Source organism: Ectobacillus panaciterrae DSM 19096 (assembly GCF_000430785.1).
In the GTDB taxonomy this organism is placed as follows: domain Bacteria; phylum Bacillota; class Bacilli; order Bacillales; family Bacillaceae_G; genus Ectobacillus; species Ectobacillus panaciterrae.
The window spans coordinates 1-11,950 of the sequence record NZ_AUMR01000106.1; the positions used below are offsets into that span (position 1 = coordinate 1).

An 11,950-nucleotide genomic window follows, 5' to 3' on the forward strand; every position below is an offset into this window, starting at 1 on the left:
TTTAATGGCAAAGAAGCTTTTGTTTCTTTAGAATTTTTGCGTTTTAACGCTTCAGCTCCTAATCCACAACCGCCAACGAATAACAATTCGTCCGTTGCAGCTGAAACTGGCACTATCAATGCTGATCGCCTAAATGTACGAGCCTCTGCTTCTGCACAAGGTGCTGTTCTGGGCAAATTAAATCAAGGACAATCTGTTTCTATCCTCAGTAAAGACAATGGCTGGGCTAAAATCCTGTTCAATGGCAAAGAAGCTTTTGTTTCCCTAGCATTTTTACAACTTGCCAAACCGACATCTGTTGGAAATGAAGCTCCTTCAGCTAATCATTCTGAAACTGGACTTGTAAATGTCAATCTTTTAAATATACGCGCTTCTGCTTCTGGACAAGCAAATATTCTAGGAAAGCTAAAACAAGGGCAATCTGTCTCTGTCCTCAGCAAGAGCAACGGATGGGCTAAAATTCTCTTTAATGAAAAAGAGGCTTATGTTTCCTTAGAATTCTTGCGTTTTAATACTGCACCCACAGATACGCCGCAAAATTCGCAGTTAAAACAAACGGTGACTGTACCTCAAGCAACAGTCCAAGAAGGCGCTTCCTATTCCTCCAAATCTATTGGGACAGTAAATAAAGGAGCTGAGGTTTCCGTTATTTCTAAGGATGGGGACTGGATTAAAATCCTTTATAACAATAAAGAAGGCTTCATTCCCTCTCTTGCGGTGCAGACTCTTACTCAAGAAGAGACAACCATCGTTACAGCATCCGCCTTAAATGTTCGGTCTGCTCCATCAACGAGCGGATCTCTGGTAGGAAAGCTCAACAAGGGACAAACGGTGAGTATCATCAGTAAAGTGAATGGCTGGGCCAAGATAATATTTAACGGAAAAGAAGCGTATGTATCCCTCGGCTATTTGGATACGAATACAAGTACCGTTTCCTATTCCGTCATAACTTCCTCTCATACAATATTACAGCCACACAAGAAAGAAGCTGAAGCTGCCTTTGCTGCATTACAAGAGGATGGATATCTCACACGAAACGGCAAAATTATCAATATGAAAAACGGCTTCGTTCGAACAAATAAGCTTGCTAATATTTATGACAGCAATACAAATCAAAAGCTTACATACGTAGCGCCTAACACTGATTTAAAATTTGTAAAAACTGTCGGTTCTCTTGTTTATGTTACCTTAGACGGACAGAATGGATATGTTACATTGGAGGATGTAACCTTGTATCCGAATATGTTACATGCCGCTACTTCTTACTATACGGTGAAATCAGGAAACATAATTTATAACTCCTATGACTCTAGCACAAACAGTTATTATACCTTTAATGAAGGATATGCCCCGGCACATCTGTCAGCAGGAATACAATATGAAGCCTTTGACAGAACATCCATCGGGGGACAAGACAGCTATCAATATTTTGAATACTTGCCGCTGCGGGTTCCTGCTTCCTATACAGCAGCAGAATTAGATGCATTTATTAAAGCGAATCGCCCTGATAGCCCATTAATTGGTACAGGTCAATACTTTATTGAAGCAGCTAATAAGCAGCATATAAATGTAAGTTATTTATTAGCACATGCACTTATTGAATCAGGATGGGGAACAAGCCGAATCGCTAAGGAGAAACATAATTTATTTGGGTTTCAAGCAGTCGATTCTAATCCGTATGGAGGAGCGGCATCATTTGCAACCTTACAGCAAGGAATTGAATTCTGTGCCCAATATATCAATAAAAACTATTTAACACCTGGTTCCCAGTTCTATAACGGCGCCTTTATCGGTGATAAAGCACGCGGAATGAATGTACTGTATGCAAGTGACAGCAGCTGGGCAAGAGGAATTGCATCATTGATGCACAAATTAGATACAATGTACAGAGATCGTAATCATCAAGCCTATCAGCTAAGTAAAATCTCAGCTGGTGTAACACTATTACAAAATCTAGGAGGACAAAAGGCCGGGGTAACCAGCCGGGAGATTATCGTGGCTATTAAGGGCTCCGTTCAGACCCCTCAAGGTTTATATTACGAAGTTTTTTCAGACAATCCTCAATATAATAGTGTTTTTATAAATGCCAAAGATATAAAACTCATTCAAGCGTATTAATAATGTTATATATTCTAAGAAACAGAATCCAGAAAACCATTTAATGAACAATTCTATTATCCACAAAAAGTGACGGAAGGCTTCCTTTCGTCACTTTTCTTATTATATACAAGTAAAAAAACCATCTTTTGATAGTGGGGAGAGATTAAAAGACGTGCAGAAGCGGTCAAACCTTTAGCTCATGCAAGGGTAAACCAGAGAGAAGAAGCATACCATACTCCCTTTGGGTTGCACATAGCACATGCAAATGTCGAATTTATCATTCACTCATATATAGTTTTACGGCACTGAGTTGAGTGTTTCTCGTTGTATTCAAGTCCCGGAATTTAAAGAGATCATTTTCATGGAGCTTTTCTTTGTAAAAAAGCTGTTAACATAATAAATCTTTCCTTTAAGAAAATGTAAAACCTTTTCGTTCGTTCCGCTTTGAAAAGGAAAAGGTTTTACAGCCATGGAATATAACAGGGAACAGAAAGGGGAGAGATTATGACAACCGCTCTTATACTTGTTGATATTCAAAATGACTATTTTCCGAAAGGGCGCATGGAGCTGCGCAATCCGATAGAAGCCAGCAAGGAAGCGCAAAAGCTGCTTACGTATTTTCGCGAAACAAATCAGCCCGTTTTCCACATTCAGCACGTATCCACTAAGCCGAACGCTGCATTCTTTCTTCCAGACACGGAAGGTGTGCTCATTCATGAACACGTACATCCTCTCACTGATGAAGCAGTGATTATCAAGCATTATCCCAACAGCTTCAGAGAAACTTCTTTATTAGAGCAGCTAAAAGAACAAAATATTGAAAGGCTTATTATCTGCGGCATGATGACGCATATGTGCGTTGATGCTACAACAAGAGCTGCCTTTGATTATGGATTTTCTTGTATTGTGATTCATGATGCATGTGCCACACGCGATTTGTTGTTCAAAACTGCATCTATTCCAGCTGCCTATGTGCACAGTACAATTCTGGCTTCTTTAAACGGTACGTATGCAGAAGTTTTGGGTACAGACGAGTACATGCTTCGCGAACAAAACGCGATACTATCAAATCAATAGAAGGCGATCCAGTTGAAAAAGCGAAAGCGGCGCTATCGGGATGAAAAACTCATTATAGAGAAGAAAGACAATGTCATTACTGTAAATTTTCCTAAAGAGCTAGCAACGTTGAAAGTAGAACTAATTGAAGATATGAATGGAATTTACGTATACGCTCCGCCTTCACCAAACAAATTCCTATAACAAAAAGCCCTTTGAATGAACTCAAAGGGCTTCCATATTATGAAGCTTTCTCTCGCTTCGCTTCATAAGAAGCCGGTTTTGTATATAAATAATAGGAAACCATACCTAAGGCCAGCCAAACTGCCAAATACAGCCACGTTTCCGATGCGAATCTTGTCATCAAAAATAAACAGCAGCCTATTACGAGCATCGGCAAATACGGTACAAGCGGCGCTTTAAATCCTCTTTGCAGATTCGCATGTGTTTTGCGCAGTAAAATGACCGACAATGCTACCATCATAAATGTCAGAAGCGCAATCATATTAATTAAATCTGACAGTGCCTGCAAATTTACTAAGCCGCCAAGAGCCGCGGCCGTTAATCCAAGAAGCCATGTAGAAAAGGTTGGTATGTTTGTCTTCGGGTGCATGCTTGAAAAAGCTTTCGGCAATAATTGGTCGCGGCTTATCGCAAACAGCATTCGAACACCCGCATATAAATATGCTAAGATTACTGTCGTGATTCCAGCAAGCGCTCCGACAGACACAATACCAGCGACAACATTCTGTCCGACCGTATGAAGGGCAAATGCGATGGCATCAGACACATCCAATAGCTTGTAAGAGACCATTCCTGTCAGAATCAGAGACACGATGACATATAAAATCGTACAAACGATAAGCGATCCGATAATACCAATCGGCAAATCACGCTGCGGGCGCTTCACTTCCTCCGCTGTAGCCGCTACTGTATCAAAGCCTAAAAAGGCAAAAAACACAGCCGCTGCTCCCGTTATAACCCCTTTAAATCCGAACGGCATAAAAGGCATCCAGTTTGTCGGCTTTACATAGAAAATTCCGACAGCAACGAATACAACAATAATGAGGATTTTAATTCCAACCATAATATTTGTAATTCGTTTACTCTCTTTTGCCCCTTGTGTTAATACCCACGTAATTAAAAGAACAATTGCTGCGGCCGGTATATTGATAATGCCACCTTGCATCGGGTCCGTATGCAGTGCTTTCGGAAGCTTCAAACCGAACCCTTCCAGCAGCGAAACAAAATAAGCTGACCATCCATTTGCCACCGCTGCGACCGCCAATGTATACATGAGCATTTGCGCCCATCCCATCAAAAACGCTACAAGCTCTCCCACTGTTATATACGAATATGTGTACACGCCTCCGGAAGCCGGAATCGTCGAAGCAAGCTCCGCATAGCAAAACGCTACAAACGCACAAATAACTGCTGATAATATAAAAGAAAAAATAACAGACGGACCCGCGTAATTCGCAGCTATCATGCCTGTTAGCACAAGAATCCCGATTCCCACAATTGCACCGATGCCAAGAAGAACCAAATCAAACGCTCCTAACGTTTTTTGAAGATCTTTGTCACGGTTTAACAATAAGTCCTGTATAGGCTTTTTTCGAAAGAGTTGTTTCATACGTTCTCCCTCTCCGCTCTATTCTCAAAATTCATACAAACTTTATCAGTTTAACATATTTTTAAAGCTTGTGCATCGGTATTGTTGTACAATTATGTTGTTTTTATTTATTAAACAGATAGAAATTTCTACAAAAAAACAAACCCCCGGCGGCAACCGGGGGCTTGTTCGTTCATTAACCATAGTTTTCTTTACTTGTTTTTATTATAACCGAAAATGTGTATTTTGTGTGAACAAAAGTTAATTATGTGTAGTTTCGTAATGGAGCCATTCGTTATTTGTGATATTCCGGCACCTCTTTGCACCATTCCATCCATTCGGTTCTTACTTGCCAGTTATATTAATGAAGGCGAGTTAATATTTCTCAACATATAAGGAGTTTTTTTCCCATTCTGCATACAATACTTGGTGGTATTGGCGAACTCCTTTTTTATTGAGTTCTTTTTGTAGCCATGTTTCATTAAAACCGCTTAATATCAAATTTTCTTTCAATAACCTTCCATCACTAATGAATGTAATAGGCAAAGAAGGCGGCTTGTTTGACATTTTATGATCAGCTTTTGTCGGGATCGCATATGCTGATTTTTTCATGACGCTCACCGTACCATCCTTTTCCAAAATCGCATATTCTACTTCCCTAATAGAAAAGATATCTCTTACACGCAGCAAATGCTGAAGCTGGTTTAAGTCTAAACGGTTTTTCTTTAACTCTTTGTAACGAATCTTTCCTTTGTGAATAATAATGGATGGTCTTCCTTCCAGAAATCCCCTCATTCGTATGCTTTTTTGTGTTACAATTTGCATTAAAAACATTAAACCTCCCCAAAAGATTATAGTAAACACAATTTGTATCAATTGGGCGTCATTATCATAAAGAGCATTTCCAACAAGGTCTCCGAGCACAAGTGCCGAAATGAATTCGAATATCGTAATATGCATAAGTGTTCTTTTTCCAAGAAGTTTTGTTATGAAAAACAAACCAAAAAATCCGACTAACAATTCGGCAGCGTTGTGCATAAAACTCATATTCATTTCCTCCTAAAGCAATGGATTGCTATTATATATAGTTTCCATTTTTATAAAAAATAAAAAAGAAACTGTCACGAAAGCAGTACATATTACACTACCATAACCACTCCCTGACACCCATATTAATAGAAGGAATATTTAACTCACGTATTTCTTGAAAGTGTTTCTTGACTATCACTATTTCCTTTTACAAATGCAAAAATATTTTTCCGACCGAGTGGATCATTAGGAATCGGCTGTTCCCATACCTGGGAGGGATGTTGTTGAAAATAGGGAAAGCTTAGAAGCGTTTCTTTTATAAAATTAGCTACTTCCACTTCTCCGCTTGTTCCGTTAATACTTTTTATATTGACAAGAGACCTTGTAAGCGCTTCAACTTTCTCAGACATTGTCATATGGCTAATTTTGTTATACATACAATTTCCACCTTTCAACATGTTTCTTTATTTTTCATGTTAGCGCTTTATTTTTTATCAAATGAATAAATTGTTCCATTCGGTTTAGGCCTTCTTCTAGCAGTTCCATAGAAGTTGCATAAGAGACCCTTATAAATCCTTCTCCATATTGTGAAAATGCATCACCAGGAACAACTGCAACATCTGCTTGTTGCAGCAATTGTAATGCAAAATCGAACGATGACATCTTTGTACTTTTTATTGAAGGAAATACATAAAAGGCACCTTCTGGTTTGATGACAGCTAGTCCCATATTAGTAAGTCGTTTGCAAATATAATCTCTTCTTTTTCTATATTCTTCAACCATTAGAATTGGATCATCAATGCCTTCTGTTAAAGCTTCAATCGCCGCATACTGACTAATAGTGCTTGCACAAACTGAATTATAAAGATGAACTTTCAGCATTTCTTCCGATAAATAAGCAGGAGCAAATGTAAAGCCAATTCTCCATCCAGTCATTGAATGAGACTTCGCAAGACCGTTAACAACAATAGTTTTCTCCCTCATCCCTTGAACAGAGGCAATAGAATAATGTTTCTTGTCATAAGCCAATTCACTATAAATTTCATCTGATACAACAAAAATATCTTTACCTTTTATTACTTTAGCAATTTCAATTATCTCTTCTTGATCTAATATACTCCCCGTAGGATTAGATGGTGAGCAAAGAACAATGCAGCGTGTTCTTTCTGTTAGTTTATCCTTAATCATCTCCGCATTAATTTTGAATTGATTTTGTACAGTGTTAACGTATATTGGAGTAGCTCCACACAACTTAATGAGAGGCTCGTATCCAGGATAAATAGGCACAGGAAGAATAACTTCGTCCCCTTCCTTCAAAATGGTCCGAAAAGCGGTATCAATTGCTTCGGTCGCTCCGTTGGTAACAATAATTTCGTTTTCAGAGTTATAAGAGAGATTATATTTTTTGTATACAAAATCGCCGGCTGCCTTTCGAAGACTCAACAATCCAGCATTATGCGTATAAGTCGTTTGGTCTTGTCTTATGGCTGAAATAGCAGCTTCTTTTATATGTTCTGGTGTTGGAAAATCAGGCTGGCCAAGAGTTAGGTTGATAGAATTTGGATAATGGACAACCATATTGGAGAATTTCCTTATGCCAGGAACCTGAATGGTAGACACGTTTCTATTTATGAAATCTTTCATTTAATCCATCACCTCTTATAAAAATTTTGATTTCTTAACTGTTTTCTATTATTTATTCTGCTGGAACCAATGGACGGTCAGGTTTGATAAGGAGCCATAACAACATATTTCGAAAAAGCAGCAACATAAAGTATCAATTAAAAGTTCTTTATAAAAAGAATGCTAGGTTAGCTTATTTAAAGGCTTAGTTCTTTTTATTTTCTAACATCTTATCCCACAGAGGATCAAAACGGCGTAAATATTGTTCAACCCCTAATTCTTGTAACTCGACACGACGACGTTCATCAGCTTTCTTTTCCGCTTCACCTATTTCAAGAAAAGTTGAAATATCCTCGTTTGGTACTACTAATAAGCCATCATTACTGCCGATAACAATATCGCCAGGTTTTATAATACAACCTGAAATAGATATCGGTACGTTAACGTCACCATCGAGACTATACATTTTCGTTGTTAAAGGTGATATAGCGTAAGAAAATACATTAAATTTTAAATCCCTAATAATGTTAGTATCTGTAACTGGTCCGTTTATAATCGCAGCAATAGCTCCTTTTTCCATAGCAACTCTTGTGGTAATTTCTCCCCAACATGCAAAACGTTCTTCTTCATTCATATCAATCACTATTACATCGCCAGGTTTTACAATATCCAAGGCTTTATAGACTAATGAACCGTCATTTGGGGGGATTCGAACAGTCACTGCCGGACCAGCAAAGGTGTTTTCCAATGGAAACACCGGCTTAATTTTTCTCGCATTAATTAATTGAAAATTCAAACGATGACCATAATCACTTGGTGAAATATCACCTAATCGTTTTACAATGTCTGGATTCGGTCTTTGAATTACAGAATTGATGGTTATCATAGTATAGATACTCCTTTTTTTATAAGTGAAATCCTAAAAACATTAATAAATGAGGGAATTCGCGTTCGTTGTATTAATAATATATAATACATGTATACAACGTAAATAGGGTTACGTCAATATTTTCTGAATTTTATTTATATATGAGTGAATTATAATTTCAACATTTCCATGTGCTATGTGCAGCCAAAAGGGAGTATGGTATGCTTCTTCTCTCTGGTTTACCCTTGCATGAACCACTACAAAGGTTTAACCGCTTCTGCACGTCGCCGGAGGATCTTTCCCCACTATAAAAAGACGGTTTTTTTATTCACTTGTATATATGTCTTTAAAAAAGTTTGAAATAATAGTTAACTTGAACTAACTTCCTTGTTTATACACTCTTTTATGTAGTATCTTTTATGTAATACTAAAAACTGACCAAAGGATAGATAATATGAAAAAAACGCAACCAAAAAGAGGCTTTTTAAAAGACCATGCTTATGAAATGATAAAAAAACTGCTTATGAACGGGGATTTATCACCTGGAGAATTTCTTTCCGAAGGATATTTGAGTGAACAGTTGGGAATGAGTCGAACACCTATTCGTTCAGCCCTTCAGCGTTTAGAGTATGAAGGTATTGTTCGCATTCACCCTAAGCAAGGCATTTATATTTGCGATACTTCTGTACAACAAGTAAATGAAGTCTATGAAATAAGAATGGTCCTAGAAACATTTGCAATAAGAAAACTTTCCCATACTATTGAACAACATCAGGTACAAGAATTAAAAAGTATTTTAAATCAACAATACGAACAGATTAAAAATCAAGATCTTTATTTGTCTCTAAAATATGATACGGCATTTCATCTTAAGATTATGGAATTTATAGGAAATGAACAAATGTTTGAGATGTTTAAGAGTATTGAAGAAAAACTAAGCTTTTACGGAAAAAAAGTTTTAACGAAAAAGGTAGAACGATTAAAGGAAACTTATGAGGAACATCTTTTAATTTTAACAGAACTGGAAAAAGGCAATACAGAAAATGCAGTTCATCATATGGAAGAGCATTTACAAAAAGGTAGAAAAACGCTTTTAGATTCATAATAAAGAGTACGTTCTCTCGAACCCAGATGTGTAACAGAAAAATACATTTACTAATAGGGGTAGCACGCCAGGCCCATCAAGCTAAACGAGAGTAAAGAGTTTTTTAGCTTGCATTGCACTAATTGTAGGCCGTTATTTTTTTGAAATAGCCAAAAATATGTAATCGAGTAGGCGGAAGTGACTAATCCCTGACCTCTCACACTACTGTACGTACCGCTCGGTATACAGCGGTTCAACTAAGTATAACGCAATTCGTTGTATCGCTGATATAGACTTCTCAGCCCTTGGCAACTCCAGTAGGAGTTGCCAAGGGCTTTGTTTAGAGGGCTAGCAGCGATGCGCCAATAACCTTGTCTGGAATTTCCCCATTCGTATGCTTATATCCATCTTACAAAGGAAGTGAATAAATAATGAGAAAGTCAAATGTTGAAAAACAAGTAGAAGCGGCTACAACTCCTCAAGTAAAAGAAAGGAAGATGGGGCTACGTTGGGGGCTTGCAGTTGTTTTTTTCATCATAGGTTTAGTTGCTTACATGGACCGAGCTAATATCTCTGTCGTAGCTCAACCTATGATGAAAGATTTAAAGATGGATAAAGTCCAATTTGGACTGTTATCTTCATTGTTTTATTTAGGTTATTGCTTTGCTCAAATTCCTGGAGGGATGCTTTCGGAAAGATTTGGACCAAGAAATATTATTACTATTGCTGTTACATGGTGGTCTGTGTTTACTGCAATGACAGCAGCAGCTAGTTCTTATGTTGTACTATGCATTGTGAGATTTTTGTTCGGGATGGGCGAAGGGCCAATGTATCCCGGAAACGCTGTTTTTAATTCATACTGGTTTCAAAAGCATGAAAAAGGACGTGCAGCAAGTGCGTTATTAGCTGGTTCTTTCTTTGGTCCTGTTGTTGCACCAAGTATTTCAGTTGCAATTATGGAAGCCTTTGGATGGCATGGAGTTTTTTATAGTTTTGCGATCGCTGGTATTGCCATTGCTTTAGTTTGGTATATTGTAGGCCGTGACAAACCTGAAAAGCACCCTTGGGTTTCCACTAAAGAAAAGTTGCTTATTATTGAAAATCGCAGCGTTACTAGTTCAGAAAAAAAATCTGCTCCATGGAAACAGTATTTAAAAAATGTTCGATTTTGGGCAGTTGGAATACAATATCTTGTTGTTATCTATATGAATACGTTTTTCTTAACATGGTTACCTACTTATTTAATGGAAGCAAGACATTTTTCTTTAAAAGAAATGGGTTTTGCAGCTAGTTTTCCGTGGCTAGCCATCTGTTTGACTGTATTAGCAGGAGGAGCCATTTCAGATATGATTTTACAAAAAACAAACTCTCGTATGATGGCTCGTGGTAGCTTGGCCATTGTCGGATTTATCGTCTTTATTATAGGTCTGTATTTTGCCGCTTACGCTACAAATGCGTGGTTAAACGTTCTTTGGTTAACGGTTGCTCTTGGTGCGCTTGGACTTCCTATCGTTACTTCTTGGGCCATCGCAAATGATTTAGGGCAGGAATTTGCAGGTTCTGTTAGTGGCTGGATGAATTTATGGGGAAGTATAGGAGGAATTACCTCTCCTATTATCTGCGGGTGGTTTGCTCAAGAACTAGGCTGGAATACGACACTTTTAATTAATATTATTCCGATTGGGCTGGCTATCTTTTTATGGTTCTTTATTAAACCTGATCACCCACTCGTTCCAGAAAAATAATAAACAACTACAACTATAGAAACTATATTTCCAGTATTGCAATAATTCCAATACTTAAATCTTAGATATACAAAGATACGGATGGAAAAAGGGCAAATTTCACCAAAAAGGTGAAATTTGCCCGAAATAAAGTTGAACTCATATATAAGCCGTTTGGAATTAGAGCATAGCCTAAAATAACATCCTCACCAACCACGTTCTTGCATACGATTCTCTGGTAACAATGTTGAAATTTTAATCCCTTTCATTGCATTACCTAATCCTTTTGATAGACTAGCAATGAGTGCATAATCTTCATAGTGAGTTGTTGCTTCTACAATTGAACGTGCGAATTATTGTTTACTTATTGGGCTTTATCTATTAAATCAGATTCATTTGCTTGATTTTGAAGCTTTTTCTTTATAACAGAATGATAGTACACATAACAAAAAATAATGAATGGTACGGCACAATAAATTCCTAGTCTCTGATCAGGCATAAAGATAAGGCTTACTAAGATAATGCCGTACAGTCCAAAACCAAGAATTGGAACGATTGGATAAAGAGGAGTTCTGAATTTCAAGTCTTCCAACTTTCCGCCTTCAGCCAGATAGCGCCTACGGAAAGAGAATTGAGAAGCGCAAATGGACATCCATACAATAATTGTAATAACTCCAGAAATCGAAATTAACCATAAATACACGGTTTCAGCCGCAACAACACTCGTCAGAAGAGACAGGGCGGAAATAGATATCGTCATAATTAGCGCATTTAACGGAATGCCGCGTGGCGATAATTTCTTTAAAAAAGCTGGAGCCATGTCGTTTTTGGCCAATGACCAAAGCATTCTTGAT

10 protein-coding genes and 3 pseudogenes are annotated in these 11,950 nt (G+C 37.7%); 5 read left to right on the top strand and 8 right to left on the bottom strand.

Features of this window, described 5'->3' with window-relative positions:
• The 3 genes from H540_RS0119365 to H540_RS33420 form a co-directional block, all read left to right on the top strand.
• On the top strand, positions 1 to 2,118 hold a 2,118-nt coding region (locus H540_RS0119365; RefSeq protein ID WP_081415210.1), incomplete at its 5' end, for an SH3 domain-containing protein.
• Between the two features lie 486 nt (positions 2,119 to 2,604).
• Complete coding sequence (locus H540_RS0119370; RefSeq protein WP_028402039.1) at positions 2,605 to 3,177, top strand: cysteine hydrolase family protein; 573 nt, start codon at positions 2,605 to 2,607, stop codon at positions 3,175 to 3,177.
• A 12-nt stretch (positions 3,178 to 3,189) separates the two neighbouring features.
• Complete coding sequence (locus H540_RS33420) at positions 3,190 to 3,360, top strand: hypothetical protein (protein WP_155891081.1); 171 nt, start codon at positions 3,190 to 3,192, stop codon at positions 3,358 to 3,360.
• Between the two features lie 37 nt (positions 3,361 to 3,397).
• Here H540_RS33420 and H540_RS0119380 read toward each other — a convergent pair whose 3' ends face one another.
• From H540_RS0119380 to H540_RS31495, 5 genes and pseudogenes are all read right to left on the bottom strand, one after another.
• Positions 3,398 to 4,789, bottom strand: coding sequence for an APC family permease (locus H540_RS0119380; protein ID WP_028402040.1), 1,392 nt, complete (start codon positions 4,787 to 4,789; stop codon positions 3,398 to 3,400).
• A gap of 354 nt (positions 4,790 to 5,143) precedes the next feature.
• Positions 5,144 to 5,815: a DUF421 domain-containing protein gene (locus tag H540_RS0119385; protein ID WP_028402041.1), complete on the bottom strand. Its 672-nt coding sequence runs from the start codon at positions 5,813 to 5,815 to the stop codon at positions 5,144 to 5,146.
• Between the two features lie 161 nt (positions 5,816 to 5,976).
• Positions 5,977 to 6,234, bottom strand: a pseudogene (locus H540_RS0119390) (peptidase M20); the annotation flags it as partial.
• A 34-nt stretch (positions 6,235 to 6,268) separates the two neighbouring features.
• Positions 6,269 to 7,441, bottom strand: a complete 1,173-nt coding sequence (locus tag H540_RS0119395; RefSeq protein ID WP_028402043.1) for an aminotransferase A — start codon at positions 7,439 to 7,441, stop codon at positions 6,269 to 6,271.
• A 184-nt stretch (positions 7,442 to 7,625) separates the two neighbouring features.
• The gene (locus tag H540_RS31495; RefSeq protein ID WP_051317202.1) at positions 7,626 to 8,306 is read right to left on the bottom strand and encodes an RraA family protein; all 681 of its coding nucleotides are present in this window, start codon (positions 8,304 to 8,306) and stop codon (positions 7,626 to 7,628) included.
• Positions 8,307 to 8,742: 436 nt separating this feature from the next.
• Between H540_RS31495 and H540_RS0119405 the strand changes: the two genes are divergently transcribed.
• Positions 8,743 to 9,393 (top strand): GntR family transcriptional regulator, encoded by a 651-nt coding sequence (locus H540_RS0119405; RefSeq protein WP_028402044.1) that lies wholly within the window; start codon positions 8,743 to 8,745, stop codon positions 9,391 to 9,393.
• Between the two features lie 236 nt (positions 9,394 to 9,629).
• Here H540_RS0119405 and H540_RS34785 read toward each other — a convergent pair.
• Positions 9,630 to 9,770: pseudogene (locus tag H540_RS34785) on the bottom strand (group II intron reverse transcriptase/maturase); the annotation flags it as partial.
• Positions 9,771 to 9,803: 33 nt separating this feature from the next.
• Between H540_RS34785 and H540_RS0119410 the strand changes: the two are divergent.
• Entirely contained in the window at positions 9,804 to 11,117 is a 1,314-nt protein-coding gene (locus H540_RS0119410; protein WP_051317203.1) for an MFS transporter, read from the top strand.
• 185 nt (positions 11,118 to 11,302) lie between these two features.
• Here the strand turns inward: H540_RS0119410 and H540_RS33430 are convergent.
• A pseudogene (locus H540_RS33430) lies at positions 11,303 to 11,449 on the bottom strand (pyridoxal 5'-phosphate synthase lyase subunit PdxS); the annotation flags it as partial.
• 11 nt (positions 11,450 to 11,460) lie between these two features.
• Positions 11,461 to 11,950, bottom strand: a 490-nt coding sequence (locus tag H540_RS0119415) for an amino acid permease (protein ID WP_034671487.1), incomplete at its 5' end; no start/stop codon positions are given.

Excerpts from the sequence above, each read along its gene's own strand:
- H540_RS0119370 (WP_028402039.1), top strand. The coding sequence starts at position 2,605 with ATGACAACCGCTCTTATACTTGTTGATATTCAAAATGACTATTTTCCG.
- H540_RS0119380 (WP_028402040.1), bottom strand. The coding sequence starts at position 4,789 with ATGAAACAACTCTTTCGAAAAAAGCCTATACAGGACTTATTGTTAAAC.
- H540_RS0119385 (WP_028402041.1), bottom strand. The coding sequence starts at position 5,815 with ATGAGTTTTATGCACAACGCTGCCGAATTGTTAGTCGGATTTTTTGGT.
- H540_RS0119395 (WP_028402043.1), bottom strand. The coding sequence starts at position 7,441 with ATGAAAGATTTCATAAATAGAAACGTGTCTACCATTCAGGTTCCTGGC.
- H540_RS31495 (WP_051317202.1), bottom strand. The coding sequence starts at position 8,306 with ATGATAACCATCAATTCTGTAATTCAAAGACCGAATCCAGACATTGTA.
- H540_RS0119405 (WP_028402044.1), top strand. The coding sequence starts at position 8,743 with ATGAAAAAAACGCAACCAAAAAGAGGCTTTTTAAAAGACCATGCTTAT.
- H540_RS0119410 (WP_051317203.1), top strand. The coding sequence starts at position 9,804 with ATGAGAAAGTCAAATGTTGAAAAACAAGTAGAAGCGGCTACAACTCCT.